Source organism: Nostoc sphaeroides, from assembly GCF_003443655.1.
Classification (GTDB): Bacteria; Cyanobacteriota; Cyanobacteriia; order Cyanobacteriales; family Nostocaceae; genus Nostoc; species Nostoc sphaeroides.
Genome location: NZ_CP031941.1, coordinates 1,304,233 through 1,330,765 on the forward strand (window position 1 = coordinate 1,304,233; position 26,533 = coordinate 1,330,765).

Genomic DNA, 26,533 nt, shown 5'->3' on the forward strand with positions numbered 1-26,533 from the left:
TTATGTATAAATCAAACTAAATACCTCTCAAGAAGTAAGCAATTGTGGTGATGGAAAAATTGCAAAGCTGAAACAAAATAATATTAGGAATTTAACGTCATCCGCAAAGAGAAGGACTACAATCAAAACGGACAAATGTTTCATGCTCCAACACAAGAGGATTACAAAGCTATGTCCGACTTAAATCGCGGAATTATGAAGTTTGAGGGTGCAGATTCCCCAAAAGTAGTCACTATCTCTACCGTGTTGCTTCTGGGATCGATCGCTGCTCTGATAATCTGGGCGCTGCAAGCTGCCTATGCGCTAAACTAAAACCATTAGTGGCTTAGAAGGACACTTGTCTTAAACGGTTGCCGTCGTAGCCAAGTGTCCCTTCAGCAACTAGTAAATAAAAACGCTCTAATTATCATCAAAAATTTTAGAAAAACTTTAGATTTTAGATTTAAGGTTTTAGATGGAAAATTTAAATCTAAAGTCCAAAATCACGAATGTTTGAACCTTGGGGTGTCTTAGTTATTTTAATTGCCTGCCCCCTATTGGGCGGATTACCCCTGATTGCATGGATCTCTTACGCGCTAACAGGCAAGCAATTATCACAAGTTGGTACAAAAAACATTAGTGTATCAGCTGCCTTTTATCATGGCGGTAAGTTTGTCGGAATTCTGGCAGTATTGTCAGAAGCTTTGAAAGGAGTTGCAGCAGTCTTACTCAGTCGGGTTTTTTTCCCAGAGGGATCGTCTTGGGAATTGCTCGCCCTGATCGCTCTGGTAATAGGTAGATACTGGATAGGTAGAGGGGCAGGTACGACAAATGTTGTCTGGGGATTTGTCGTACATGATCCACTGGTTGCAATATTTGTATCCTTCTTTGCAGGTATTACTTTTACAATTCTGCAATCGAGAAAGGTAGTAAAATTTGGGGTTTTGCTTCTCTTTCCTCTGTTTGTGATGATTCTGCACCTTGGCGATTATCCCAGAATACTTGCTGCTGTTGCTTTAGCTGGTTTAATGGGCTGGATTTATACTAAAATTCCTGATGATATGAATCTGCCAGCCCAAGAGGCACAAACAGAATCGCAAGGGATGTTAGAATTTTTACGCGGCGATGTCTACGACGGGCTACGCCAACGCGCGATGGTTTCTTTAGATGAAGAGTTGGATGCTGCCATTGTCGGAGAAAAGGCGGCTACATTATCTCAAATTAAGCGCTGGGGTTATCCAGTCCCTAAGGGATGGGTACTAGCCCCAATCGACAATCCCCAAGTGTTGACAGAATTTCTCCAACCATCAGAATTATCTCCCTTGGTGGTACGTTCTTCTGCCATTGGAGAAGATTCACAACAGGCTTCTGCGGCTGGACAGTATGAAACAGTTTTAAATGTTACCAGCCCAGAGGCATTACAGTCAGCGATCGCTCAAGTTCAAGCTTCTTACAATCAGCCATCTGCTGTCCAATATCGGCGCGATCGCGGTTTAAAGGATACAGCAATGGCTGTGTTGATTCAACAACAAGTCCAGAGTGTATATTCTGGTGTAGCTTTCAGCCGCGATCCTATTACTCAGCAAGGTGATGCGATCATCATTGAAGCCCTTCCCGGTAGCCCGACGCAAGTCGTTTCGGGAAAAGTCACACCAGAACAATATCGCGCTTTTGTCATTGAAACAGAAAATTCTTCCTCTGTGCAATTAGAGGGTCAAGGACGAGTCCCCCAAGCATTAATTAAGCAAGTTGCATACTTAGCTCATCGACTCGAAAAACGTTATCATGGCACTCCTCAAGATATTGAATGGAGTTACGACGGTCAAACACTCTGGGTGTTGCAATCTCGACCGATCACTACTCTACTACCAATCTGGACACGCAAAATCGCCGCCGAAGTGATTCCCGGAGTAATTCACCCCTTAACATGGTCGATTAATCGTCCCTTAACTTGTGGAGTTTGGGGAGACTTTTTTACTCTAGTTTTGGGCGATCGCGCTTTAGGATTAGATTTTACTGAAACAGCAACTCTACACTATTCTAGAGCCTACTTTAATGCGTCCCTGTTAGGAGATATTTTTCTCCGCATGGGATTGCCACCGGAAAGTTTGGAATTTTTAACTAGAGGAGCTAAATTAAGTAAACCATCCTTACAGTCAACTTTGCAGAATTTGCCAGGACTAGGGAAGTTGCTGAGGCGGGAATTAAGTTTAGAAAAAGACTTCAAGCAGGATTATCACAAACGCTTCATTCCTGGTTTGTCGCAGTTGGCACAAGAAGATATAGATAACTGGGAACCAGCCAAGTTGCTAATCAGAATTGACTTTATTTTAGAGTTGCTGCGGCATGGGACATACTACAGTATTTTAGCTCCCTTGAGTGCTGCCCTCCGCCAGGGGATTTTTCGGGTAAAGGATGGGCAAATTGATCATAGCGTTACTCCAGAGGTGGCGGCATTGCGATCGCTCAGTGCAATAGCAACAGATGCCAAGCAAGTATTGCTTGAGTTTGAGCCACAGCAGGTATTTGAGCAATTAAAGCAAACCCCAGAGGGAGAAAAGATCCTGCGAGAATTTGACGAATTACTTCAGGATTACGGCTATTTAAGTGAAGTGGGAACAGATATTTCCGTTCCTACTTGGCGGGAAAATCCCCAGATGATTAAGCAGATGTTTGTGCAGTTAATGCAGGGGAACGAACCACAATCAGGCGCTAAAGACGCAATTAATAGCATTTTTGCTGGTAAGCGCAAACGTGGATTTGTGCAACGGCGTGTGGATATCAAGGGACGAGTTACCGAAGTTTATTCACGGCTTTTGGCTGAATTGCGGTGGAGTTTTGTCGCTTTAGAAAAAATTTGGTTAAAGTCCGGCTTACTTAAGAAAACAGGAGATATCTTTTTTCTAGAGTTTGATGAAGTGCGGCGTTTAATTGTGGGTGACGATTCTAGGTTAATTCAAGAGTTAGATGAGTTAGTGGAATCGAGGCGATCGCAATTTGCCCAAGATAGTGAGATCATTCAAATACCTCTTTTAGTCTACGGCAATACACCCCCTCACCCCTTAGCTCCCTCTGCACTTTACTCTGACCAAATTTTACAAGGGATTGGAGCCAGTCAGGGACAAGCTGAAGGCAGGGTGAAGGTGTTGCGAAATTTACAAGACGTGCCGGAGATTGATCGAGATACGATTTTGGTAGTACCTTACACAGATTCCGGCTGGGCCCCTTTGTTATTAAAGGCTGGAGGATTAATTGCCGAAGCTGGTGGGCGGCTTTCTCACGGTGCGATCGTTGCTCGTGAGTATGGGATTCCCGCAGTTATGGATGTTCACGGCGCTACATGGCTACTGCAAGATGGTCAACGGGTAAGGATTGATGGCTCTAGGGGTATTGTGGAATTATCTAACGATTTAAGACCCTAATGATTACCACTTCTTTGAAAAACTTGCCAGAAGAATCTGTTTCTCACAATGCCGAAATCAAGAAAAAGGTGATGCTACGCTTCGGCGATTTGCCTCACCTGACTCAATACAGTTCAGTTAAGCAATTTTTTCCTTCTCTTTCTTCTCTCTGCGTCCTCTGCGCCTTGGCGGTTCGTTAAAAAATTGACTTGGATAACAGAGTTTTAGCCTTAACCCAAGCGTATTGTCACCTAACTAACGCTCTTTTATGACTCTCACGAGGTAAAAATCAGAAACATTGGTTTCTGATTAGTTTTTATAAATCTAGGCTTTTGTTGGGTTAAGGAACGAAACCCAACACCAAGAATCCTTGATTTTGTTGGGGTTTCACTAAAGTTCAACCCAACCTACAAATATTTTATTTTTTCAGAGAGAGTAATAAAAGAGCGCTAATGGATGATAGACAAGCGAATCTTCGTTAATTATACAGTTTTCTGCAATAGAGCGATCGCCTAAGTGCATTCTCCAGGTATGGAAACTGCACTCAAATATGCAGAAAAGGTGCATGTGTGGCATGAAGATATCGGATATTCTGTAACTTATCGGCACAAGTCTCACCTGACTGCTTTTCGGTCAGGTGAGACTTGTGCCGACTTACTTACTTAGTTCGCTTGAAAGTTTTAGTTTTTTACCAGCCAGAAACTTGCTACCCCATGTAGAGGTTCTGGCTGTTTTTATAGAAGCCACGGTATATTTTTGCACATTGATCCCAACTTTTCCCCAAAGTTAAATTTGTAAAATCCTAATATACCAAAGGTGTCGCGCCGCGCATCTGACGTAAAGAATTTATACAAGCAGGACAATCGCAGCCAAATAAGTTGATTGCCACATTACTTTCTTCGTCATTGAACTCCAGCATGGGAGCATCTTCTTGAGAAAACTCTATTTCACGCTGATAGTTAGGAATTTGAGCCAATACGGAAGCCCTTGCACATACTAAACCCACTTTATGTTTATTGCGTATACAAGATAGACGATCTGTGGTTTTGGCTGCTGGTTCTGGCTCCATAGCTTGTGCGTGATTGAGCATTACTCCCATAGAGAGAATAGAGCTAATCAGCACAGGAGAAGAAAGTAAACTCAGTATGAATTTGTTCATTGGTTTTCTTAAAAAACAATTGCGATCGCTCAGATTATCCGATTAAATCTTACATTACAAGTAAATGTCTATCAGGAATAGCCCAAAATCCAAACACGGAAACGTCAAAGCAGAAGTTATTACAGGGAAGACAGAAGTTGCTACAGGCTGCGCAAAACACGGAAACGTCAAAGCAGAAGTTATTACAGGGAAGACGGAAGTTGCTACAGGCTGCGCGAAACACGGAAACGTCAAAGCAGAAGTTATTACAGGGAAGACAGAAGTTGCTACAGGCTGCACGAAACACGGAAACTTCAAAGCAGAAGTTATTACAGGGAAGACAGAAGTTGCTACAGGCTGCACGAAACACGGAAACTTCAAAGCAGAAGTTACAGCAGATTTCAGGTAAATGAAGTACATATAGGACTCATATCTGATTTTTGAACAAGATTTCAGATAAAACCCTGATAAAACGGGCTTTTCAGTCTCAGTATGTTTTCAGAAATCAAATCGGAGTCCTATACATAAAACCCAAAGCCTTGTAGAGACGTAGCAGTGCTACGTCTCTACGTGTATTCGATTAGAAGTCAATCAAAAGGTAGGGTGTGTTATGGCTTTAGCCTAACGCACCGTATTATGTGGCGGTGCGTTAGGCGCTTAAATTATCTTTTTCGTGACCAATGATATCGAAAATATGCGCCTAACACACCCTACAGAAATTTTATTTTTATACCATTTCAATTAATGATTGCAACCCATCCTTGGGTAAAGACGCGATGAATCGCGTCTCTACAAGTGGTCTATTTGTCGTATTCTTTTTTCAAATTGGTATTACTTTATAAATAACCTCTTAGAAAACTGACTTTTCACCTGATGTGGAAAAGCGCACGAAAAACCTAACCCCCAACTCGTCGCTCTAAGGGGGAAAATTCAAAGTCTCTCTCCTTAAAGCAAGAGAGAAATAGAAGTGAGGTTTTCCAGATACCGTTGAATTGTCAGCTTAAAAAAGTACCTATCTTGCCTCCCTAGCTCTCTTGGCTGACAGCGCCGCTTATGCTTACTATTCGGTATAGCGACGCGGCGTATAAACCCAGATATTACCATCGTTGCGCTTGATGGTTCGGGTTTTTGTGGAACCAATGAGAATAATTGTCCGCATATCAGCGCTTGCTGGTTCTAACTGGTCAAGTGCGATCGCTTTCACCGTTTGCCCTGATTCTACCGAGATTCCGGGCCAAGACTACTGGGGTATCCGGTGTTCTATGTCGCAGCAAAATATTTCTCGCTTCTGCTAGTTGCCAGGTACGCTCTTTGGAAACAGGATTGTAGAAAGCAATTACGAAATCAGCCTCAGCAGCAGCAGCAATTCGTTGTTCGATCGCAGACCAAGGTTTCAAGATGTCAGACAGGGAAATAGCACAGAAATCATGCCCAAGGGGCGCACCAATGGCTGCTGCTGCTGCTTGCATGGCGGAGATACCTGGGGCTACATGAATGTCAATAGTGTCCCATTCGGGTAAGGCATAGCGATCGCACACTTCAAAAACTGCTGTTGCCATTGCATAGATACCAGGATCACCAGATGAAACTACAGCTACATATCGCCCAGATGCCGCCAAATCAAGGGCCATTTTTGCCCGTGCTTCTTCTTCGCGGTTGTCGGACTCATGCCGTTGCTTGCCATCAGCCAGAGAACCAATTAAATCTAAATAAGTTTTATAACCTACTAAATCAGTTGCCGACTTGAGTATCTCCTTCACTTCGGGAGACATCCATTGCGATCCACCAGGGCCCGTGCCAATAATTGCTAACCGTCCGCGTGGTTGACCGATGGTGTTGGGGTCTATTGGTTGGGGGGCAATGGCGATCGCTATCTGGGGAGATGAGGAAGATAAGGGAGATGTGCCTGTAGCTGCGATCGCTATTGCTTCGGCGGGGCTATAACCTTGTGATAACAGACTTTCTAGCTGATTTGGGGTAAAAAAGCGGGCAGGCACTCCGAAGGCGCTAGCTACGGCGTGGATTGCGGGATCGGCGGCGGCGGTGATGGGTGCAAATATGCCGGCGACTGATGCTTTTTCTAGTTTGGCATCAGCTAGTAGCTGTTGTACTAAAGTGACTGCATCATCAATGGGGGCACTAATTGCGATCGCGATCGTTGCGGGGTGGTAGACAAGGCAGTTGGCTGTAGGAGTCACCAAACGTTCTGTAACTTGAATGGTCAAATCTCCCTTTGGATCTATGGGCAATTTGCGATCGCTTAACCAAGGTGCTGTGCCTTCTAGTTTAACTTGTGCCCCAGCTAGTAAATCTGAGATAAATTTCTTCGCATCGTCTGGGTTTGCTAAATGGTATCCGGGGGGAGGAGATAACAGGGTTGTGCCCAAACGTATATCGCCTGTGGTGGTAATTGCAGGTTTGATATCAAGGGCTTCAGCAATGCGACGGGCCAAATCGTTTACCCCACCAAGTCCGCCCAAGAGGGGAACAACAGCACTACCATCTTCAGCCACAGCTAACACTGGTGGTTCCTGTTGTTTATCTGAGAGGATGGGAGCTAGCGTCCTAATTAAAATGCCGGCGGCACAAATGCCAATTAGCGGCGTTCCTTGGGCAAATAACTCGCGCAACGTCTCGCCAAAGTTAGTAAAGCTGACATCAACTCCCGATGTGCGATCGGCTAGACCGTATAGTGTCGCCCCTGGTAGGACTGTGATGATTTTGCGTGCTACTGTGACGCTATTTTGACCTAGTATTATAATGGCGGGTGCAACGTTTATCATTAGTTAATTACGAATAATTAGCACTTTAAATAAATGTTCTGAGAAATTTGAGTGCTTCAATTTTATTGTTAAATATGGCGTGAATTAAATCACCATTATTATAACGAATATCAATCTCGTATTTTAATGCTGGAGCAAATGTAGATTGATTTTCTGGATAATTATGAATATATTCAATAGCATTTTCGACAGTAGCACTTTGTTGAGATAGCCCATGTAGGACAATGACATTTACCTGTTGGACTAGTCTAGCAAATGACTGCTCTAAGGTATTGATAAATTTATCTATCTGGAATTTTTCAAGACTTAGTATTTGATTCTTGATGTTAGTAATATCCTGCTCTGATAATTTTTTCCATTGCTCAATTTTATTTGAAAAGTCTGTTTCTAGCGTACTTTCATTGAAAGATGCATTTATCCCAACAGATGTAAATGATTTAACGATGTTTTCATACTTAAGATAAAGAATTTTAAAGCCCTTAGATTCTAATTGGTCAAGCGCTCCTTGAGTAAACACACCTGCTAGAATAGCTCCTAAAAATGGGTTAAGGTGACTATAGGTGTCTGCCAAAGGAATAAGCGCTCCTTCAATTTCTTGAACCTTGTTTCTAGAATGCTTGGTGTAACGCCGCCACGCAGTCTCAATAAATGCTACTGGAAGACCAAGAGTATCTTCTGTACCTCCTCGTTCCAATACATAGTCAAGGTCATGATAATTACCGTAGCGATCCTGCCATGATACCTTTTTAGTGATTCGTGCCTTGCGCTTTCTCTGAAAATCTAAGTAAAAACCATGTTCATCAGCCACTTTTTGAAGTGTCTCACGAATAAATTCCTGGATGAAATGCCCTAAAATCTGACCCCATTTATGTGAAAACGACTCTGCCATTACATTCGTGCAAAAATAATTTGTGTTGTGATTACCCTACCCGTAAACCCACAAACAACCTTCGCAAAGAGGAACTCTATGCTTGCGATTTTTCCACTTTACATTGCGGTCACGAACTTTTTCAAAATTAAAAGATTTAAACCCTGCTGCTTGTGCTAATAAACCCATCCATTCAATCACCGGAATATAAACACCATAGGGAGCAGAATCGCCAATCATAAAACAAACTGTTGCAGGACTTTTGCAGACTCTGCGAAGTGCTATCCAAACTCTAGCCATATCCAAAAAATAGCAGGCAATCATCAAGTGATAATTCTTTTTACCTCCATGCAAATGTCGTTCTTGGGATAATTTGTGACAGGTTTCAATAATACTAGCTTTAATTGGATATAATTCATGAGATGCTAGAACTTCATCGAGGTTTACATTCTTATTGGTTACGTGCTGCGAACATGAACGAATTAAGTATTGCCTCACCGCACTTTGTAAATCACCCCAACCAGAAATTTCTTTCATAAAACACATTTCTAGACGTGTAGCATCTGCATAGTCATAGTTGTTAGCATAGGGTGGTGAAGTGATTACCAAGTTGGCAAAATTATCAGGTACACCTTGGCAAGTCCGAGCATCAGATTGAATAAGACAAGCAACAGAAGCCGCAATTTTTCCGGCAATTCTCATATCTGTAGCTATACTCTCTGCCATTAGCCCAAAAGCAGACATTGCATCTATTGAATATTGTTTCTTTTTATTTGGTAAAATGTACTGCCAAGGTGCAGTTCCAGCATGAGAAACATGACGAAGAATTGATACAAGCGTTAACCAAGCTAACTGAGATTCAGATGAATCATCAGCAAGTTTTTCCCAAGATTGGCGCAATCTATCTAGAGACTCAAGTGAAGATATACTAAAGCATTCATGAATCAGTTTTGGGTATGTATCTACACATGGTTGAACATTTTCGGCACATTTTATAACTTTTTTTATATGTTCAAGATAAGCATCAGCGTCAGTTTGATATAAAAGTTTAGCTCTTGCTATACGCACAACAAAGGGATGAGCCTCAATTCCTAAACATTCAACTCCAAGCTTTTCAGATGCGAGTAAAGTTGTACCAGAACCAGAGAATGGATCTAAGACAGTAATTTCTCCTCGTTCTTTAGCTTGGCTAATTATAGTTTCAACCCATTGTGCAGAGAAACCTGCACTAAATCTAAACCAGCGATGAACTGGTAATTTCATGTTATTAATGAATGTAGATGAACTGTCTAAGGGTTTAGAAGTGCAAGAATAAAATTCCTCGAATGGTAGTTCTAATTGTTGATTCATTTTGATAGTTATTATTTATTAAATTATCGCTTGACAATAAATAGGTAAAATACGGCTTTGCAATACTAGTACAGCACGGCGTAAATAAACCAACCATTCCCAATCGTTAAAAAGCTTACTCCATATTATTTTTGACTTTTGACTTTTGACTTCCGCCTTGCGGTACTAGTACACAGTATTTATCACAGTTGGTTAAAATTTTCCTCTGTAATATCCAACTGCTTTAGAATTTCATAAAATGTGTAGGAATTGTGATTGCTCGTCCATCTCGATGTTGCCAACGAGCATGAGAGTCTTTCTTGTCGCACTTTTTCAAAACCAAGTTTCCGCGCCACCCGTTCTAATTCACTAGCTAAAGCTAGCATTTGCAATTACCAGTTCAACTTCTTCGGGTAGAGAACGTCCTTGTTCTTCGTATTCTTCCTAAATCATTTCAAAAACATAGACAAGTTCAGGACGGGCCTCATCTGGCGTTTGTCTTCAAGCATGACAACCGAAAATCACTGGTATATAGGCAACAAATGTACCATTTTATCGGGACGGATAACAGTGGTGTAGTCTTTTAATTTACAGCGATCGCCTCTTTAAAAAAAATGCGATCGCTTCTTATTTCAATTCGCTTTCCGCTCTTTAAGGACTTGATCTAGCAAGTTTCTAGCCGATTGTGCTTTAGCCAACGCTATTTGATGGTCATTATAAGCCTTAACAAGGCGAGCAAGACTGCTCACACCTGCCTTGAGTTGCTCAAGTTCTTCACCAGCAACCAGTTCTCCATCCAGCATCCGCCCGATTAAGGGTTTGATATCGCCCACTTCCTGCCGAACTTTTTGGAGTTTTTCTAGGCTACTCAGTAAGGTTTTGAGTGAGTTCAAGATGTCGTCAATATCCTGGACATCTTCCACTGCTTCCGGTAAATCTTCAATTGTCACTGTATCTTCATTTGATATTGTAGGCAATTCCTGTGCAGACATTTCACTTGTAACCGCGTTTGCTCGTGCCATCAAAGCTTCCTCAAGGAATTTTCCTTAGTGTATCGCTGATTCAGGCTAGGTTAAGCAATTTCGCCATAGCCAACCGTTGCAATTTCCCGGTAGCACCACGAGGTAGTTGATCTAAAATGTGAATTTGCTTGGGAACTTTGAAGTCTGCCAGCATGGTTGAACAGTAAGCTAAAAGTTCTTTTTCGCTGACTTCTCCCTTGAGAACAACAGCAGCATGGATATCTTCTCCTAAAGATTTGTGGGGGACGGCAAATGCTAAGGCTTCGGCGACGGTGGGATGGCGCAGCAAAACATCATCCACTTCTAAAGGAGAAATTTTTTCCCCACCCCGGTTAATCAATTCTTTAATGCGTCCAGTTAAGCGGAGGTAGCCGTCTGCATCCAGTGTACCCTGATCTCCTGTGCGGAACCATCCGTTTACAAAAGCTGTGGCGTTAGCTTCCGGGTTGTTTTCGTAGCCATCGATGACATTGGGTGCTTTTACCACCACTTCGCCCAAGTTTCCTTGAGATAATAAGTTGCCTTCGGAGTCCATAATGCCGACTTCTACACCGAAGCCATAACCGACAGTACCCGGTTTCCGCACTTTTGGCGGTAGGGGATTAGTAGTCATTAAGTGAGATGCTTCAGTCATGCTGTAAGATTCCAGGACGGGAGCATTAAGAGTTGCCTCTAGTTGTTCAATGATAATTGGGGCCAAGGGAGCGCTACTAGAGCGAATGAAACGAAAGCGATTAGCTTTGACAATTTCTGTGTTGCGGCTAGCGCGGGCCAAAATTGTCTGGTGCATGGTTGGGGCTGCGGAGTACCAGGTAGGTTTGTAAGTATCTACCAGTTTCCAAAATTCCAAGGCATTAAAACCATTAGGGCAAATTAATGTGCCACCCGATGCGAGAGTTGCCAGCAAACAGCCGACTAATCCGTGAATGTGGAACAGGGGCATTAGGCAAAGTGTAATATCATCTGCTGTGAGTGAGTAAGCACCAATGATGTTGTTGGCTGAGGCGATTAAGTTGCGATGACGAATCGGCACACGTTTGGGACGGCTGGTAGTGCCACTAGTGTGGAGAATCATCGCTAAATCATCGGCGTTGGGGGCTGCGGAATTCGAGGATTCTGCTGGTTTTGAGGCTGTTTTGACTAATTCAAAGCTCAATGTACCATCAGTGTTTACCTTGGCATTAATCAGCATCATGTCGGGTGTGACGGCGGCGATCGCTGCTTCTGGTTCCTCAGACAAAGTAATCAGGGCATTTGCTTGAGTATCTTCGTAGTAAAAGGCAAATTCGTCTTGCTTGTATTTGGGATTTAGGGGTGCAGCAGTACCACACAGGGCGGCAGCCAAAAAGGTAATAGCCATTGGTGAACCGTTAGTCATGGCAATGGCTATGCGTTTTCCCCGTGTCAATCCAAAGCTGTTGAGTTGGGATACGAGTTCAACAATATTTTCGCGTAATTGCTTATAAGTCAGCGATCGCCCCTCAGGCGTAACTAGGGCTAGATCGTTGTCTTCCCCTGCTAAAAGCTCAAATAAGTTCATTAGTTTTTTCACTCTGTCAACAGATGATTCAATCAGTTTTAAGAATAAAGTACGCGCCACCGGTAAACAACATTGAGCCATGTCCTTGGCGACATGGTAATATTTATTACATTAAAACTGTTAATTACTATCATTGACAAATACATAACTTAATCATAGTTTAAGTAGGGTGTGCGGCACATAAATATTTGATAAATTTATCTACCCTAAATAAGCTCTTTTGTTATGAGTCCTATAAAAATTACTATGTTAGGCGAAAGCTTGGAGCGGCAAGGTGGAATAGTTTCTGTGCAAAAGCTCATCCTTGAAGAAGCTACTGAAGCTACTTCTGATATTAAATTTACACATATTACTACTTTACCGAATGGCTCTGCTCCCCAGAAAGTATTAGTCTTTTTGCAGGCAATAGGGGAGTTATTTTGGAACTTATTAAATAAAAAAGCCGACCTAATTCATGTTCATGTTTCAGAGAGAGGTAGCGCTTTTCGTCACTCAATCACTAGTCTTATTTGTTGGCTATTTCAAAAGCCGCTAATTATTCATGCTCATAGTGCTGACTTTCATTTGTTTTACTCTGAGCTTCCTGAATTGCTTAAGCAATGGCTAAGTTGGTCTTTTAGAAAATGTACCCGTTTTATTGTTTTATCAGATAGCTGGAAAAAATTCTATATCGAAAATCTTGGTTTGAAGCCAGAGCAAGTTATTGTTCTTCCTAACGCGGTAAGAATTCCCGCCCAAATCCCAGAGCGTGTAGATTCTAACCAGGTATTTTTCTTATTTTTAGGGCGCATAGGTCAGCGCAAAGGTGCATTTGATTTAATTAACGCATTTGCTTCTATACCTGCCCAAGACAAAAGTAAAGCAAAGTTGGTTATGGCAGGGGATGGAGATGTAGAAAAAGCTCGTAGTTTGATTCAAACTCTAAATCTTGCTGACTACATCACTATCCTAGACTGGGTAGACAAAGAAAAACGCGACGAGCTTTTAGCTAAAGCTGATGTATTTGTTTTACCTTCTTACAACGAAGGTTTGCCGATGGCACTACTAGAAGCAATGAGTTGGGGTTTAGCTGTCATAACTACTAAAGTAGGAGGAATACCCGAAGTAGTTACTCAAAACCAGAATGGTTTATTACTGAATCCGGGTGAAATTCAACATTTGTCAGAGGCAATGCAATCTTTAATTGCAGATAAAAATTTGAGAATATCTCTAGGAAATAATGCACGCCTAAGTGTTAAACACTTAGATATCAACACTTATCTTACATCTTTAAAATACATTTATGCATCAGTCGTAGGTTGAGAGCCATATTCTCAATAAAGCTTGTCTAAAGTAAACAAAAAGGAAATAATCATGGATACGAAAACTTTTCCTGAAATCAAATTGTTTGATACAAGGTTCCATCAAGTTAAGGTACAAGAATTAATCGACTATTTAGTAGAATCAGTCAAAAAGCCCAAAAAGACAATTGTCGAAAATGTGAATATTAGAGCTATGAATTTTGCTTATGAAAAGTCTTGGTATCGAGATTTTTTAAATAATGCAGATTTAGTATTTTGCGATGGATTTGGTGTCTTGTTAGCAGCTAACTTAAGCGGTTATTCGCTGAATTCTGCACATCGCATGACAGCACCAGATTATATAGAAGATTTAGCATTGAAATGTGAAAAAGAAAATGTTTCTTTATTTTTATTAGCTGGAAAACCCGGCGTAGTGGATGAAGCAATTACAAAGTTAGTATCCATTGCACCAAACCTTCGGATAGACGGACATCATGGTTACTTTGATAAAGCAGGAAAAGAGAATGATTTAATAATAGAAAAAATTAATAATTTCCGACCAGATATTTTATATATTGGTTTTGGTATGCCATTACAGGAGCAGTGGATTATAGATAACTTAAATAAAATTGAAGCTCGTGTATTTTTACCTTTAGGCGCATGTCTAGATTTTTATACTAACTCTACATATCGTGGCCCCGAATGGCTGACGAATAATGGCTTTGAGTGGTTAACACGCTTAATTACTGAACCTACTCGTCTATGGGATCGTTATATTATAGGTAATCCCTTGTTTTTTTATCGTCTATTTAAGCAAAAAATCGCTCAAAAATTGGTAGCAAATCGCTAAGTAAAACATAATTCATAATTGATAATTAAGTGTGGGGTACTGTACCCATTTATTAAATATGAATTATTTACTCATGGTATAAATAGGATATCAAAGCAGCTTTAGTTATTTCTACAACACAGTTACTAGGAACTTTGCCTCAACTGAGGAAGATTATTTGCAGGATAGCCTTTGTGTCAGTTTCCTGCTGCTCAATCAAATTTTATCGGTCTGCGATCGCACTTTTCTCAAAAAGCTGCCTTTAAATATCCGCTTTTTGAAAAAATGTTGTGATTATTTATAATATTACCATTAATTGCCTTCTTTCTCAAGTAAGTTGACGGCACAAATAAAAAGTTAAAATTAAGTAAATAGCTAATCTAGACCGTGTTTGCCATTAGCAGCAATCATAAAAATCTTATTAACAGGTAAACCTATTAATAAAATATGGATCGTCGGAATTTTCTAAAGTATGTCACTTTAGCAGGATCTAGCTTTGCCTTAACTAGTTGTGTTCAAGGCAAAAATTCCAAATCGCAGGGTGAAGTATCTCCCTCAGCGTCGCCTGTGGCGGTGAATGAACCTCTCAAGGTAGGATTTGTTTATACCGGGCCTGTGGGTGATTTTGGCTGGACTTATGCCCATGATTTAGGTCGCAGAGACATGGAAGCCAATCTTCAAGATAAGGTAAAAACTACTTTTGTAGAAAATGTCAACGGGGTTGCTGACGCCCAAAGGGTGATTCGCCAATTAGCATTGGATGGTAACAAGTTAATTTTTACAACTTCCTTGGGGTATATGAACCCAACAATTAAAGTTGCCAAGGACTTTAGTGATGTTGTCTTTGAACACTGTAGAGGATACAAACGTGCTGCCAATGTCGGCACTTATCTGGGACGCTTTGAAGAACCGCGTTACTTAACCGGCATGATTGCTGGCAAGATGACAAAATCAAATGTAGTTGGTTTCATTGGCGCATACCCAATTCCAGAAGTAATTCGGGGAATCAGTGCATTCACTCAAGGAGTAAGGTTAACAAATCCCCAAGCAAAAGTTAAGGTACTTTGGGTACAAAGTTGGTACGATCCAGCTAAAGAAAGAGAAGCGGCTCAAGCTTTGGTGAATTTAGGTGCAGATGTACTGACACAGCATACCGACTCTGGTGCTGTTGTCCAACTGGCACAAGAAAAAGGCATTTATGCTTTTGGCTACAACACTGATATGAGTAAGTTTGGTCAAAAAGCCCACCTGACATCAGCTATTAACAAATGGGGCAAATTCTATACAGATAAAGCTTTGGCTGTAATGACTAATACTTGGAAGTCTCAAGAGGTTTGGGATGGCATTGGTCAAGGAATGGTGGATATTTCGCCGATGAATCAGGCGATTCCAGAGGATGTGCAACAACTGGTGAATGGGAAGCGCGATGAGTTTATTCAGGGGACTGCACATCCTTTTGATGGCCCGGTGAAAGATCAAAAAGGGGTGGTGCGAGTACCAAAAGGTAAGGTTTTGGATGATCGCAGACAACTGGCGATGGATTGGTATGTTGAGGGAATTGAAGGGTCAATTCCTAAAGGGAAATCTTAGCACTGCTAAACACTCGACCAACCCAATTTTGCTGAGTAAACCAAGTTTTAGAATTTTCTCTCTTTCTCTCTGTGTTCTCTGTGCCTCTGCGGTTCGTTATTTAATTAACACAATACTAGGATTTCTTTTTTGAATTTTGGATGCTGGATAGGGAGAAGTGGCTTAGATTCTGATCGGCGGCTTTTTCTTTATTGCATTAGTCGTGCAACTTGTCAAATAGCCATGCCAAAGCACCATCAACATCAGTAACCTGCTCCCCTGGCGGTATGGCTGGACGATTTACCATAACAACGTTTACGCCGAGTTCTCGCGCTGCAATAATCTTGGGCTTTGTTGCATCGCCACCGCTATTTTTACTCACTATGGTATCAATCTTGTTATGAATCAGGATTTGCCTTTCATTATTGAGGGTAAAGGGCCCGCGATCGCACAATATCACTCCCGGAGGCACTAAAGCATCATCACTAGGAGGGTCAATCATCCGCATCAGAAACCAAATTTTATCTAGGTGAGCAAAGGCGGCGAGTTCTTGCCTACCAACGGTCAAAAATACTCGCTGTGCCTGGTTTGCTACAGATGCGGCGGCGGCTTCAACACTCCCAACTTCAATCCAGCGATCGCCACTTGCTTTTTCCCAAGGAGGGCGTATTAACATCAAACGGGGTACTCCGACTTCGGTTGCAGCATCCGCCGCATTGAAAGAAATCTGAGTCGCAAAAGGATGGGTTGCATCAATTAATAAATCGATTTGCATGACTCGCAAATAGCTAGCCAATCCAGCCACACCACCAAAGCCTCCAACCCGTAAATCCCCCAACGGTACTGATGGTTCACGGGTGCGCCCAGCTAGAGACGTGATTGCTTCTAACCCTTGGATAGCCGCCACTCTGGCAGCTAGTTCTGCGGCATCTCCCGTTCCACCCAGAATCAAAAGGCGCATCATTAAGATAAAGGTGGAATTTTTGCCAAAATGCCCTTTTTCAGCGCTTCAGGACGCTCTGACCAAGGGAGTAAACCATTTGCTTTGCCATAGTATTGACTAGCACATTCTAGTACCGCAGATGCACTACCATCAACGGCTAAATCACCAAATAGATATGTTAATTTGCCCTTGGCAGCAAAGGCAACTACACAGGAACGATTACAAGCACTCATGCATTCAACTTCCTGAATTGGGAAATCATCTCGTAAGTCCCAATCTTGTGCAAGCTGCTGAAGTTCAGATAGAAGTTTTTCACCGCCACTTTCACCTAAGCGTTTTCCATCTTGCCAAACGCTAGCACAAGTTTTGCAAACAAATAAAGTATGGTCAGCACCACCCAAGGGACTAGTCGGGGAAATATTTACAGTAGTAGTCATCTGTACCTCGCAGATATGTGGAACTGATAAATCTATTTCGGCGGGCATCCTGACTTACTCAATTTGGGATTTTAGATGACATCTCAAATGGGTTTACAGTTGCTCCCAAGCGCCGGATTTGCACCGAACTTTAAGAGTTACCTCTGGTAGCTGCTCCCCAGCAGAACCGAATAACCTTATCGATCATACACCCTACTCGAATGGGACTTCGCTTATCAGATGGATTTACACTTTTATCTTGCTTTATCAAGAAAGTATGTGTTATTATTGATAATCGTGTGGTTAAGGACGTATAGCTCAGTTGGTTAGAGCGCTACGTTGACATCGTAGAGGTCACTGGTTCGAATCCAGTTACGTCCATTTTTTGTTATACAGTGACTAATTATTTGTCATGTGACTTTCCCATAAGTTTGCCGCAACGGCAAGCTTATGGTTCCGATAGGGGCACGGCACTGCCCATTGGTGTCAACTTAACGTAAAAGCCATATCTCGCAAGGAACTTTAGTTCAAGGCGGGTGAGGAAGCTGAAAGTTTTGCTATTTTTAGCTTCAGTTGACACCTATGGGCACTGCCGTGCCCTTACACCTTGCGATATAATGTTGTACCGCATCTGAATGGGAACCGCTATAAAACAAGTAATAATCAGATAACTAGCAGTACTACCCAGCAAATCTGAGTTAGGTTCTTCCTATAAAAAAACTATGAAAGCTGAAGCAGAAAATAATCGCAGGCTGACTTGTGAAGTAGAAACTACCCTAAAGGTGATTGGCGGACGCTGGAAAGTTTTGATTATTAGAGAATTAATGACTGGCGTAAAACGATTTGGTGAATTGCAACGGGCTTTACCTGGAGTTACGCAAAAGATGCTGACTCAGCAACTTAGAGAGATGGAGGAAGACGGTATTATTCATCGAGAAGTTTATCCCCAAATTCCGCCCAAGGTGGAATATTCTCTGACGCCTTTAGGAGAAACTTTACAACCAATTCTCTATGCTATGCATGAATGGGCTGTGCAACGGTTAGCTCTAAAAAATCATCATCAATATTGAGCATAGTTAATAAATAATAATTGCTAACTTATAATTTTAACTAGCAGCTTTCTCCGAATTACGAATTATTTTATTAGTTATTTCTCAAATATTCAATCGCTGCCTCTAATTTTGAGGGGTAACTTTCAGCAAACCTTTCAAACCAAAGCCCTTCGGAAGAAAGTGGATCTACTTTGGCTAACCATTCTTTTGCTTCCACTTTCAAAGCCTCTAATTCTTTGGCTTTGAGTTGTTCTTGCCGAATTCGTTCTTGTTCTAGTTCTTGCTGCCTTTTTAACTCAATAGCAGCATCCTCTTCGGCAAAATCAGCCTTAATTTCTGCCAAAAGGTTATCCATGAAAGATGCCGACTTTGGCGATGATGGAATAAACGATTTGGCTGTGGCTGATTTTGACTGCTGCTGTTGAGGTTGTACTTCTTTGTATTCGGTTTGGAGTTCAGCTAATAGCTTATCAATGGAATCCATTTTGGCAATTCCTAATAAAAAATAGTATGGCTAGTGCCGCAAGGCGGAAGTCACGCATTCAAAAATTTTGTATATCAAGGCTTTTGCAAGTTTTAAAATGGTAGCTTGATTTACGCCGAACGGTACTAGTCATTAATGGCATTGAGTAACACTTCTGATAGACTCAAATCTTCCATATCTTCCATAGTAATGGTGTCACAGATATCAAACTTAGCACCAGCACTTTGGAGTTCATCATCTAAGACTTTGAGAAAGCGGGTAGCTTGTGGATCTGTACCAACTTGAATAAACGAAATAGCTAATTCTTCATCTCGATCAATGCGGCGAGAAACTTCAATAATTACCTTCATGACTGCTTTGCGATCATCCGGTTCACCATCAGTAATTACTAATATTGTTTCACCATTTGGCTTGGTTTGACCGTCTGCTTTCCGTTGAAGGTAATCATCAGTTGCGTGTTTTAATACACTTGCTAAGTCGGTTGTACCAGAGGGGTCATTTTCTCGGAAAATTTGCCCTACAATGCTGGATGTGACATTTTCGTACCGCTTAAATTTACCAGAAAATACATAAATAGTGATGCCGTCCGGGTCAAATTGTTCACACTTGCTAGCTAAGGCTAAAGTAGATTCCTGGGCTGCAAACCATCTAGTTCTACCACCCTTTTGATCTTGGGTTGCCATACTGCCACTTTTGTCGATAATCAAGGTGTAATCACGATTTTCTAGCATGATTCAATTCTCCAATTAAGAGTAAATCAATTTTGGATTTTGGATTTTGGTTTTAGATTAACCGTTAACCTAAAGGTAGGGTATTGAAAAGAAATTTGGGATTTTAATTTTCATAGTTGAAACTAGTCGCACTGAAACTAGATTTAAATTTTGAATCCTTCAATCCAAAATTTAAAATTTAAAATCTAAAATTAGTCAGTTATTGCATTCGTCAATACATCTACAAGGCTCATATCTTCTAAGTCGTCTAAAGTGACGGTATCACAAATATCAAATTTAGCGCCGACACTTTGCAACTGATCGTCCAAAGCTTTGAGGAACTTAGTTGCTTGGGGATCTGAACCCACTTGAATGATCGAAATTGCTAATTCTTCATCACGTTCCATCTGGCGAGTCGCATGAATGATCACTTCAAATACAGCTTTGCGATCGTCTGGTTCACCATCGGTGATAACTAAAATTGTCTCTCCGTTTGGCTTGCTTTTACCGGCTGCTTTGCGTTGAAAGTAGTTATTGAGGGCATCCTGGAGTACAGATGCTAAGTTTGTTGTTCCAGAAGGGTCATTTTCGAGAAATATCTGGGCGACTTTGGCTGAGGTGACATCATCGTAGCGTTTAAATCTACCCGAAAACAAATAAACCGTAATGCCATCGGGGTCAAACTGTTCGGCCTTTCTTGCTAAAGCCAGAGTAGATTCTTGGGCTATATCCCATCTACTTCTACCACCCACTTGGTCGGGCGTGGACATACTACCGCTTTTGTCAATGATTAATGTGTAGTCGCGATCGCTCATCATAATTTTCCTCTGATTGTTACCCTGTGGTTCTAGTCTAGTCTACGAATTTGACGATACAGCTCTTCCCAATTCCCAATTCCGACAATTCGCATTTTGTACCCAACTATAGGAGCCTAATCAGGTAACAATTAGCATTGCCGACAATGGATTGGGAATACCAGAAGATGTTAAAAAACTCGTTTACGTGAGGTACACCCGTAGCACGGCACTGCCGTGCCCTTACACCTCGCGATATAAGGGACTTCCAAGTAAAAAAATATTCCATTGCTATTGTTCACTGTTGACCGTTGACGGTTCACGAGTTTTCAGTCAACAGTCAACAGTCAACGACTTGAATGTGGAATAATTTATTTTTTGGAGTTCCCTAATGTTGTACCGCATCTGAATGGGAACCGCTATACTTCCCTTCTGAAAGTAGTAATTACGAATTACGAATTATCTCAATACCTCCACTTCTTGAGGAACCTTCATTTGGTCGAGAATTCCCCAAATTTCTTGTAACATCGGCTCTAACCCGGTGCGGGTAACTGCTGAAATCACAAAAACCGGGGCGTAGGAGAGATGATTAAGTTGGGTGGCTAACGCCTCCAAATCGATAGTTTCCCGATCAACTGCATCAATTTTGTTCAGCGCTAAAATTTGCGGGCGTTCTGCTAAACCCCGTCCATAAGCTTGTAATTCTTCCTTAATTGTGTTGTAATCTCTAACTACATCATGACTAGTGGCATCAATTAGGTGAAGTAGCACTCGCGTGCGCTCGATATGACGTAAGAAATCGTGTCCCAACCCTGCACCGTGAGCCGCTCCCTCAATTAATCCGGGAATATCGGCGAAAACAGTACCATCGCCAGTAGGTTTCCGCACTACACCCAAATTTGGGATCAGGGTAGTGAAGGGGTAGTCTGCAATTTTTGGACGTGCAGCTGATAAAGATGAAATTAGAGTGGATTTACCAGCATTTGGTAAGCCAATAATCCCCACTTCTGCCAAAAGTTTTAACTCTAGACGCAGCTGCTTTATTTCCCCTGGTAATCCTGGAAGGGCGTATTCTGGGGCGCGGTTACGGTTACTCAAGAAATGCTGATTTCCTAGTCCGCCTTTACCACCTTGGGCAATCCGCAAACTCTGCTTAGGCTCAATTAAATCCCCCAACAATTCGCCAGTTTCAGCATCATAAATTGTTGTACCACAGGGAACTTCGATGATTAAATCCTTTCCTGCTGCTCCAGTGCAGTTATTTGGCCCACCACGAGTGCCTTTTTCTGCCTGAAAACGATGGTTATATCTGAAGTCTAGCAAGGTTTGCAGGTTTTCATCGGCAACAAAAAATACCGAACCGCCTCTTCCCCCGTTACCACCAGAGGGGCCACCAGTCGGCACGTATTTTTCTCGCCGGAAGGCGACAATACCATCGCCACCCTTACCAGCTTCAACTTCAATTTTTGCTTGGTCGATAAATTGCATACTTAAATAATAGTGAAAAGTGAGGAGTTAGGAATTAGGAGTTAAAAATTATAACTCCTCACTCTTCACTTTAACTAAATATAGGGTGAAACATCTTCACCGCATTTATCTGCCAGATAGGAAAGGGCGCGGAAACGTAAGCCCACCAGTTGTTCATACAACGGGTTAATTTTACACATCGGCGGTATGTGGACAATCTTGCGTCCAAATAAGGTGACATCCCGCTCAAAGGGACACTGGGAGGGAATCATTTTACACAAAAAGCGGGCTACTCTTGGGTCTTGGATATCTAGCTTATCCAGCCAGTCGCGCAGGGGGTGTAGTGCATCAATTTGACGCTTTGTAAGTCCAGGGCTGGCGATAGTGGGGGTAAGCTGTGGGTATTCTAGGGTGTGGCGAAGGGCTTCTAGTAAGTTCTCTGGCTGTTCTAAGGCTTGGCAGAACTGATGCAGAACCTGATCTTCGCTGGGAGAATAAGTGCCATCTGCGATCGCTACCATGATCGCTGTCCTTAAAAAATTTTCCGCAGCTGGGGTACTTTTACCCAAGACGGCGGCTAATTCCTCTGGGGTAATTACCTCTAATGAATCGAATTTAATCTTAGGAGCTAATTCATTTTCGGTGATGCTAGCAATTAATTCCTGTTCTTGGGCATCAAAATTACCATCAGCCCAAGCAATGGTGAGCAGCCCACGCAACCAAGCGGCAATCTGTTGGCTGCTGTAGGGGGATTGAACGGTACTTGTCATAAACTCACGTCTCAAGCTTTCCTCAGTCACTACTAAGCTAGCCTAACCAGTGACTAGGAAGATAGTGGTGGCAATACAGAATAATCAAGCCAAAGTGCGTAGCGATCGCTGCCTCAATAAATAAATCAGAGAAGTTTTCAAATCGCAACAGTCGGTCTTGAGGTAAAATCCATTTGAGACTAATCTTGAGAATTATTTCTACTTAAGCTGAAAAAAAGATTTAATTTGTGTTGTGGAGGTATTCATAAATAAAACCAAAGTTCACCTCGGCATCATTCCAGAAACACTACTAATTCTCCTCTGGGCTAGAGCTTGTGAGCTTCAGGCAGCAGATACAATTATAGTAGATCCGAAATGATCTGAGATTATTGCAGCGATCGCTTAGGAATTTGATTAACTTACTACTGCAAAATCTTCTCAGATAAACTGTTGTTTACGAGAAACTATCCAGGGCAACTGGGTACGCACCTACTTCAATAAACAAGAAAGGTATACATAATGTTTTTATTTGGCATTGAGCATGAAGTCGCTTTCCTAAACAAAGAAGGAAAGTTTGCTGATTTTTCTCACACAAAATTTGCTGATTTCAATCAAATTATTGAAAGGCTACCTACATACCCCAGCGACTATCCTCAACTACGCGTTGGCGATGCGGGTATTAAGATGAAAAGATGGTACATTGAGGGATTTGAAAGATTTGCAGATTCCGACAAGGTGATAGACTGTCATGCTAAAGGTATCGAAATTAGAACGACTATACATTCTGATATTCAAGGCGCTATTAGTGAATTGTCAGAAAGTTTTCACTTACTACGTGAGGTTGCTGCTGACTTTGGTTTCTCACCAGTTTTAGTTAGTTTTAATCCCTACAATCCGGTTTTTGAGCCTCATCCCCCATTAAACGATTACGAAATTAAAGAGCTACAGGCTTATCCTGACGAACAAACTGCTAATATTCACATGGTGTCTTATGGGCCAGATTTAAATATTTCAGTGGCAAATTTGTCTACTGAAGATGTGATTGATGTTGGCAAAAAATTAACTTATTACAGTCCCTATATCGTCCCTTTTAGTTATAGTTCCCCTTTTTATCAGGGAGGATTATGGGATGGTTTATCGGTACGAACGTTTATCAGAACCGGAAAAAGACCAGCAGCCCTGGTTTTTATTCAGAAACAAGAACAACTTATTAATAGCATACCTTCCTTGACAAAAATTGCCCGCATTCCGGCTGAAGTGGGACGCATTGAATTTAAGGCTTGTGATAGTTGTGATAACTTTTTAATCTATGCAGCTTTGCTGACATTATTGAAAGGTTTGGTGTTAGATGAAACCTTACTGGGTAGAGCAACTGTACCCGATGCAGCATTACACCAACTTTCTGCAAAAGAAGGGTTTGACAACGAAGATATTTTTGGCAATGCGACAAAAGTCTTGCAAGCAGCTGAAGTTGCTTTAAAAGATGATCCAGATGTTAATTATTTAACGCCGTTAAAAGTAATGCTGGCGAAGCGAAAAACAAGATCCCATGAATTAATAGAAATGTTCCATCGTGTAAGTTCGATAGAAGAGGTAATAAGACAGACTTATCAAGTTTAAAATAAATTGGGAATAGGGACTCTTAAGGAATATTTGAAAAGTTATTCAGGTTGTCTGCAATTGGTAAAAGTTGCGTCAAGCGCAGTGGCAATTTTTACAAAACCTCACTTGTAAGCGAAATACGATGCCTACGGTGGGCTACGCCTGTGCTGATTGCTTCACATCTTTAGGACTTACGCACTGTACAAATGCATCGTGATGTGAATGAAGGATTAATTAGGTTGTTTTAGGCTTTTCTTAATTATCGTGCGATGCCTACGGCGGTAAACTACGTAAACAGACCATGCTGTAGGGGCACAGCAATGCTCATTGGTGTCAACTTAACGTAAAAGCCATATCCCGCCTTGAACTTTAGTTGAAGGCGGGTGAGGAAGCTGAAAGTTTTGCTACTTTTAGCTTAAGTTGACACGTATGAGCAATGCTGTGCCCTTACGAAAGATATGGTTTTTAACCTTTATTCATATTTGGTATTTCTTGTCAATGCGTAAGTCCTAATCTTATAACAGGCATTGACTCTCTTTGTCTCAAAAGGTCAATTTCCACCAAGTTGGTTACAGAAACCAAACTATATTAAGTCGATATACCTGGAGACTGATTTTATTATAACTAAAGATATAGGAAATTTCATTCTAGAGATTGATGCAGGCATTAGCATTTTCAAAGTACAAGTAGAAACAGGGAACCTTGAAAGAAGATTGTCAATAAAAAATGTAATGATTTTGCTAAAGAATTAAGGTGATATTTGCTTATTATCGCTGACTAATTTCGATGCAGAAATCCCAAGACAATTTCTTCGCCAGGTTCGTTTATAAAGAACTTCTAGATTGAAGCGGAGCTTGCTATTTTTGCTCTTTACCAAATAAGGTGTGAGCTTCCGCTCTTTCAGTGAAAGTTCTGCGTTGTTAAAGCTGTTATCGAGGATTTCAAATGAAAATGATTGCTTCTGTTTTATCTATCTTAAGTCCAGTACGCTTCTTAGTTGTGGCTTTTACTTGCGCCTTACTATTGTTATCTAGTGCTTTTCCTGCTTTTGCGATCGATAGCTACCAAAGTGAACCTACCGAAGGTACTACACAACTGCTTGATATTCAGGCCAAAACTGACGAAGCCGGTAAAGCACCACCAATAGGATTGAAAAAAACTCAAAAAGAGACTAGCGAAGGACTTAATGAGGTTCAGGGAGCTGCTGATATTGACAAGCAGAAGCGTCCAGAAAATTCCCAGGCTGCAACCTCAGTAGAAGAAAATATAAAGAATGTGTTGGAGAAAGTTACAGGTAAGAACTAAATTAATAGTTCTGGTAATTTTTCGGTAGTAATGGGTGATTGCATAAAAGCAGTGACCCATTACTAATTAGTACTGTTAACCTGGAGACTACAATTTAATTATAAAAATATGTTTACACTGAGCATGGATGGTCAAACTGGCTTTGCATAGTTTTGATTAAAAATATCTTATACCAAATCTATGTGAGGCTGCACAGAATAATACCCCCCTGTAGTCCCCCCAAGGCATCGGGGGACGGCGATAGCCGGGGGGTGAATTATATGCAGCTTCACAAAAAAACGGTATTAATTAATAATTATGTTTAGTATATTTTCTGAAAAGAAGTGAGGTTTAAAACCTCGCCCGCAAGTGGCGCGAAAGAATCATTGTTTCCCAAGGTAGGTAGAAACCCTCTGCCCGTTGTGGGTGGCTGTCTAAAATGTTTGAATTTTGAATTTTGAATTTTGAATTTTGAATTTTGAATTTTGAATTTTGAATTTTGAATTGATTCATTGTTGTAGCTGAAAAAATCAATAAAGTTCGCTAACTACTAGATTATTGGGTTAACACTACCTATTAAGGCATAGGCATAGTCAGGAATGCAGTAATTAATTTCAGATGAGAATGTTACCTTTGGTTGATGTGGAATCTATCTGAAATTTGAGAAGTTAGTAGATAAGTTTGCTTAGGGATGGAAAACAATGCGTTCGATAAACATTGGTTTGACTGAAGAACAGCGTCAAGGTGTAATTAATCTGTTAAATCAAGATTTGGCAGATGCTTATCTACTGTTGGTGAAAACCAAAAAGTATCACTGGGATGTCGTTGGGCCTCAGTTCCGCTCTTTGCACCAGCTTTGGGAAGAACACTACCAAACGCTAACTCTAAATATTGATGCTTTGGCAGAGCGGATTCGTGCTTTGGGCGGTTATCCAGTTGGCACAATGGAAGGATTTCTCAAGATTGCTAGCCTCAAGGAACATGCTGGTAATGTTCCCACAGCAACGGGGATGGTATCTAATCTGGTAAATGATCACGAGCAGGTTATTCGGAACTTAAGAGACCATGTGGATCAGTCTGGCGACCAGTTCCACGATCAAGGAACTGCTGACTTTCTGACTGGACTGATGGAACAGCATGAGGAAATGGCTTGGATGCTGCGTTCATTTATTGAAGGCGAAGCACTAGGGCCAGATGGTAGACAGCCAGCAGAAGGGGCTAAGACTCCTGTAGGTGTGTAGCTCATAAGGTTTGACTAGAGGATGGTTGTCTGTAAAACCAGTTAGAAGGAGGA

At 41.5% G+C, this 26,533-nt stretch carries 25 protein-coding genes, 1 tRNA gene and 1 pseudogene; 13 read left to right on the forward strand and 14 right to left on the reverse strand.

Going from position 1 to position 26,533, the window contains the following annotated elements; translation table 11 throughout:
* The first annotated feature begins 135 nt into the window (after positions 1-135).
* From D1367_RS30515 to D1367_RS32665, 4 genes are all read left to right on the forward strand, one after another.
* The gene (locus D1367_RS30515; protein ID WP_181985234.1) at positions 136-312 is read left to right on the forward strand and encodes a hypothetical protein; all 177 of its coding nucleotides are present in this window, start codon (positions 136-138) and stop codon (positions 310-312) included.
* A 176-nt stretch (positions 313-488) separates the two neighbouring features.
* Complete coding sequence (locus D1367_RS06065; RefSeq protein WP_118164561.1) at positions 489-3,401, forward strand: glycerol-3-phosphate acyltransferase; 2,913 nt, start codon at positions 489-491, stop codon at positions 3,399-3,401.
* The gene (locus D1367_RS33225; protein WP_410477539.1) at positions 3,401-3,580 is read left to right on the forward strand and encodes a hypothetical protein; all 180 of its coding nucleotides are present in this window, start codon (positions 3,401-3,403) and stop codon (positions 3,578-3,580) included. Before D1367_RS06065 ends, D1367_RS33225 begins: the two co-directional genes overlap by 1 nt.
* 331 nt (positions 3,581-3,911) lie before the next feature.
* The gene (locus tag D1367_RS32665) at positions 3,912-4,046 is read left to right on the forward strand and encodes a hypothetical protein (protein ID WP_267313644.1); all 135 of its coding nucleotides are present in this window, start codon (positions 3,912-3,914) and stop codon (positions 4,044-4,046) included.
* A gap of 136 nt (positions 4,047-4,182) precedes the next feature.
* Here D1367_RS32665 and D1367_RS06075 read toward each other — a convergent pair whose 3' ends face one another.
* Positions 4,183-4,539 carry a hypothetical protein gene (locus D1367_RS06075; RefSeq protein ID WP_118164567.1) on the reverse strand — a complete coding sequence of 119 codons (357 nt, stop codon included), beginning with the start codon at positions 4,537-4,539 and terminating at the stop codon, positions 4,183-4,185.
* A gap of 64 nt (positions 4,540-4,603) precedes the next feature.
* On the opposite strand from D1367_RS06075, the gene D1367_RS06080 reads away from it, so the two are divergent.
* Positions 4,604-4,927, forward strand: coding sequence for a hypothetical protein (locus D1367_RS06080; protein WP_118164572.1), 324 nt, complete (start codon positions 4,604-4,606; stop codon positions 4,925-4,927).
* A gap of 651 nt (positions 4,928-5,578) precedes the next feature.
* Here D1367_RS06080 and cobJ read toward each other — a convergent pair.
* The 6 genes and pseudogenes from cobJ to D1367_RS06115 all read right to left on the reverse strand — a co-directional run bounded on the left by cobJ (position 5,579) and on the right by D1367_RS06115 (position 12,060).
* Positions 5,579-7,301: pseudogene (gene cobJ, locus D1367_RS06085) on the reverse strand (precorrin-3B C(17)-methyltransferase).
* Between the two features lie 25 nt (positions 7,302-7,326).
* The gene (locus D1367_RS06090; RefSeq protein ID WP_118164580.1) at positions 7,327-8,190 is read right to left on the reverse strand and encodes a DNA methylase; all 864 of its coding nucleotides are present in this window, start codon (positions 8,188-8,190) and stop codon (positions 7,327-7,329) included.
* Between the two features lie 36 nt (positions 8,191-8,226).
* Complete coding sequence (locus D1367_RS06095) at positions 8,227-9,519, reverse strand: DNA methyltransferase (RefSeq protein ID WP_118164586.1); 1,293 nt, start codon at positions 9,517-9,519, stop codon at positions 8,227-8,229.
* A gap of 182 nt (positions 9,520-9,701) precedes the next feature.
* A complete protein-coding gene (locus tag D1367_RS06100; protein ID WP_228674622.1) occupies positions 9,702-9,884 on the reverse strand; it encodes a type II toxin-antitoxin system HicA family toxin in 183 nt (60 codons plus the stop codon).
* A gap of 246 nt (positions 9,885-10,130) precedes the next feature.
* On the reverse strand, positions 10,131-10,520 hold the full coding sequence (locus D1367_RS06110; protein WP_118164590.1) for a hypothetical protein: 390 nt from the start codon (positions 10,518-10,520) through the stop codon (positions 10,131-10,133).
* Positions 10,521-10,560: 40 nt separating this feature from the next.
* Positions 10,561-12,060, reverse strand: a complete 1,500-nt coding sequence (locus D1367_RS06115; RefSeq protein WP_118171158.1) for an acyl--CoA ligase — start codon at positions 12,058-12,060, stop codon at positions 10,561-10,563.
* A 225-nt stretch (positions 12,061-12,285) separates the two neighbouring features.
* On the opposite strand from D1367_RS06115, the gene D1367_RS06120 reads away from it, so the two are divergent.
* From D1367_RS06120 to D1367_RS06130, 3 genes are all read left to right on the forward strand, one after another.
* The gene (locus D1367_RS06120) at positions 12,286-13,362 is read left to right on the forward strand and encodes a glycosyltransferase family 4 protein (RefSeq protein ID WP_118164593.1); all 1,077 of its coding nucleotides are present in this window, start codon (positions 12,286-12,288) and stop codon (positions 13,360-13,362) included.
* A gap of 51 nt (positions 13,363-13,413) precedes the next feature.
* On the forward strand, positions 13,414-14,190 hold the full coding sequence (locus tag D1367_RS06125; RefSeq protein ID WP_181985082.1) for a WecB/TagA/CpsF family glycosyltransferase: 777 nt from the start codon (positions 13,414-13,416) through the stop codon (positions 14,188-14,190).
* Between the two features lie 426 nt (positions 14,191-14,616).
* Complete coding sequence (locus tag D1367_RS06130; protein ID WP_118164596.1) at positions 14,617-15,759, forward strand: BMP family ABC transporter substrate-binding protein; 1,143 nt, start codon at positions 14,617-14,619, stop codon at positions 15,757-15,759.
* A gap of 196 nt (positions 15,760-15,955) precedes the next feature.
* Here the strand turns inward: D1367_RS06130 and D1367_RS06135 are convergent, their stop codons facing one another.
* Both D1367_RS06135 and D1367_RS06140 read right to left on the reverse strand, forming a co-directional pair.
* Positions 15,956-16,699 (reverse strand): cobalt-precorrin-6A reductase, encoded by a 744-nt coding sequence (locus tag D1367_RS06135; protein ID WP_118171164.1) that lies wholly within the window; start codon positions 16,697-16,699, stop codon positions 15,956-15,958.
* 2 nt (positions 16,700-16,701) lie between these two features.
* Entirely contained in the window at positions 16,702-17,118 is a 417-nt protein-coding gene (locus tag D1367_RS06140) for a DUF1636 domain-containing protein (RefSeq protein ID WP_118171167.1), read from the reverse strand.
* 286 nt (positions 17,119-17,404) lie between these two features.
* Between D1367_RS06140 and D1367_RS06145 the strand changes: the two genes are divergently transcribed.
* Positions 17,405-17,478, forward strand: a tRNA-Val gene (locus D1367_RS06145).
* 341 nt (positions 17,479-17,819) lie between these two features.
* Entirely contained in the window at positions 17,820-18,167 is a 348-nt protein-coding gene (locus D1367_RS06150) for a winged helix-turn-helix transcriptional regulator (protein WP_109008692.1), read from the forward strand.
* 73 nt (positions 18,168-18,240) lie between these two features.
* On the opposite strand, the gene D1367_RS06155 is transcribed toward D1367_RS06150, so the two are convergent.
* The 5 genes from D1367_RS06155 to D1367_RS06175 all read right to left on the reverse strand — a co-directional run bounded on the left by D1367_RS06155 (position 18,241) and on the right by D1367_RS06175 (position 22,374).
* A complete protein-coding gene (locus D1367_RS06155; RefSeq protein WP_118164600.1) occupies positions 18,241-18,633 on the reverse strand; it encodes a salt stress protein, Slr1339 family in 393 nt (130 codons plus the stop codon).
* A gap of 125 nt (positions 18,634-18,758) precedes the next feature.
* Positions 18,759-19,364: a vWA domain-containing protein gene (locus D1367_RS06160; protein ID WP_118164603.1), complete on the reverse strand. Its 606-nt coding sequence runs from the start codon at positions 19,362-19,364 to the stop codon at positions 18,759-18,761.
* Between the two features lie 191 nt (positions 19,365-19,555).
* The gene (locus tag D1367_RS06165) at positions 19,556-20,161 is read right to left on the reverse strand and encodes a vWA domain-containing protein (RefSeq protein WP_118164608.1); all 606 of its coding nucleotides are present in this window, start codon (positions 20,159-20,161) and stop codon (positions 19,556-19,558) included.
* Positions 20,162-20,596: 435 nt separating this feature from the next.
* On the reverse strand, positions 20,597-21,625 hold the full coding sequence (obgE, locus tag D1367_RS06170) for a GTPase ObgE (RefSeq protein WP_118164612.1): 1,029 nt from the start codon (positions 21,623-21,625) through the stop codon (positions 20,597-20,599).
* A gap of 74 nt (positions 21,626-21,699) precedes the next feature.
* Entirely contained in the window at positions 21,700-22,374 is a 675-nt protein-coding gene (locus D1367_RS06175) for a Mo-dependent nitrogenase C-terminal domain-containing protein (RefSeq protein WP_118164616.1), read from the reverse strand.
* A gap of 498 nt (positions 22,375-22,872) precedes the next feature.
* On the opposite strand from D1367_RS06175, the gene D1367_RS06180 reads away from it, so the two are divergent.
* The 3 genes from D1367_RS06180 to D1367_RS06195 all read left to right on the forward strand — a co-directional run bounded on the left by D1367_RS06180 (position 22,873) and on the right by D1367_RS06195 (position 26,480).
* Entirely contained in the window at positions 22,873-23,973 is a 1,101-nt protein-coding gene (locus tag D1367_RS06180; protein ID WP_181985083.1) for a glutamate-cysteine ligase family protein, read from the forward strand.
* A 927-nt stretch (positions 23,974-24,900) separates the two neighbouring features.
* Positions 24,901-25,260: a hypothetical protein gene (locus tag D1367_RS06190; RefSeq protein WP_118164626.1), complete on the forward strand. Its 360-nt coding sequence runs from the start codon at positions 24,901-24,903 to the stop codon at positions 25,258-25,260.
* 680 nt (positions 25,261-25,940) lie between these two features.
* On the forward strand, positions 25,941-26,480 hold the full coding sequence (locus D1367_RS06195) for a Dps family protein (protein WP_118164630.1): 540 nt from the start codon (positions 25,941-25,943) through the stop codon (positions 26,478-26,480).
* Positions 26,481-26,533: the final 53 nt, after the last annotated feature.

What these genes read in the sequence shown, in the direction of transcription:
- D1367_RS30515 (WP_181985234.1), top strand. Translation starts at nt 136, where the DNA reads ATGTTTCATGCTCCAACACAAGAGGATTACAAAGCTATGTCCGACTTA.
- D1367_RS06065 (WP_118164561.1), top strand. Translation starts at nt 489, where the DNA reads ATGTTTGAACCTTGGGGTGTCTTAGTTATTTTAATTGCCTGCCCCCTA.
- D1367_RS33225 (WP_410477539.1), top strand. Translation starts at nt 3,401, where the DNA reads ATGATTACCACTTCTTTGAAAAACTTGCCAGAAGAATCTGTTTCTCAC.
- D1367_RS32665 (WP_267313644.1), top strand. Translation starts at nt 3,912, where the DNA reads ATGGAAACTGCACTCAAATATGCAGAAAAGGTGCATGTGTGGCATGAA.
- D1367_RS06075 (WP_118164567.1), bottom strand. Translation starts at nt 4,539, where the DNA reads ATGAACAAATTCATACTGAGTTTACTTTCTTCTCCTGTGCTGATTAGC.
- D1367_RS06080 (WP_118164572.1), top strand. Translation starts at nt 4,604, where the DNA reads ATGTCTATCAGGAATAGCCCAAAATCCAAACACGGAAACGTCAAAGCA.
- D1367_RS06090 (WP_118164580.1), bottom strand. Translation starts at nt 8,190, where the DNA reads ATGGCAGAGTCGTTTTCACATAAATGGGGTCAGATTTTAGGGCATTTC.
- D1367_RS06095 (WP_118164586.1), bottom strand. Translation starts at nt 9,519, where the DNA reads ATGAATCAACAATTAGAACTACCATTCGAGGAATTTTATTCTTGCACT.
- D1367_RS06100 (WP_228674622.1), bottom strand. Translation starts at nt 9,884, where the DNA reads ATGCTAGCTTTAGCTAGTGAATTAGAACGGGTGGCGCGGAAACTTGGT.
- D1367_RS06110 (WP_118164590.1), bottom strand. Translation starts at nt 10,520, where the DNA reads ATGGCACGAGCAAACGCGGTTACAAGTGAAATGTCTGCACAGGAATTG.
- D1367_RS06115 (WP_118171158.1), bottom strand. Translation starts at nt 12,060, where the DNA reads ATGAACTTATTTGAGCTTTTAGCAGGGGAAGACAACGATCTAGCCCTA.
- D1367_RS06120 (WP_118164593.1), top strand. Translation starts at nt 12,286, where the DNA reads ATGAGTCCTATAAAAATTACTATGTTAGGCGAAAGCTTGGAGCGGCAA.
- D1367_RS06125 (WP_181985082.1), top strand. Translation starts at nt 13,414, where the DNA reads ATGGATACGAAAACTTTTCCTGAAATCAAATTGTTTGATACAAGGTTC.
- D1367_RS06130 (WP_118164596.1), top strand. Translation starts at nt 14,617, where the DNA reads ATGGATCGTCGGAATTTTCTAAAGTATGTCACTTTAGCAGGATCTAGC.
- D1367_RS06135 (WP_118171164.1), bottom strand. Translation starts at nt 16,699, where the DNA reads ATGCGCCTTTTGATTCTGGGTGGAACGGGAGATGCCGCAGAACTAGCT.
- D1367_RS06140 (WP_118171167.1), bottom strand. Translation starts at nt 17,118, where the DNA reads ATGACTACTACTGTAAATATTTCCCCGACTAGTCCCTTGGGTGGTGCT.
- D1367_RS06150 (WP_109008692.1), top strand. Translation starts at nt 17,820, where the DNA reads ATGAAAGCTGAAGCAGAAAATAATCGCAGGCTGACTTGTGAAGTAGAA.
- D1367_RS06155 (WP_118164600.1), bottom strand. Translation starts at nt 18,633, where the DNA reads ATGGATTCCATTGATAAGCTATTAGCTGAACTCCAAACCGAATACAAA.
- D1367_RS06160 (WP_118164603.1), bottom strand. Translation starts at nt 19,364, where the DNA reads ATGCTAGAAAATCGTGATTACACCTTGATTATCGACAAAAGTGGCAGT.
- D1367_RS06165 (WP_118164608.1), bottom strand. Translation starts at nt 20,161, where the DNA reads ATGATGAGCGATCGCGACTACACATTAATCATTGACAAAAGCGGTAGT.
- obgE (WP_118164612.1), bottom strand. Translation starts at nt 21,625, where the DNA reads ATGCAATTTATCGACCAAGCAAAAATTGAAGTTGAAGCTGGTAAGGGT.
- D1367_RS06175 (WP_118164616.1), bottom strand. Translation starts at nt 22,374, where the DNA reads ATGACAAGTACCGTTCAATCCCCCTACAGCAGCCAACAGATTGCCGCT.
- D1367_RS06180 (WP_181985083.1), top strand. Translation starts at nt 22,873, where the DNA reads ATGTTTTTATTTGGCATTGAGCATGAAGTCGCTTTCCTAAACAAAGAA.
- D1367_RS06190 (WP_118164626.1), top strand. Translation starts at nt 24,901, where the DNA reads ATGAAAATGATTGCTTCTGTTTTATCTATCTTAAGTCCAGTACGCTTC.
- D1367_RS06195 (WP_118164630.1), top strand. Translation starts at nt 25,941, where the DNA reads ATGCGTTCGATAAACATTGGTTTGACTGAAGAACAGCGTCAAGGTGTA.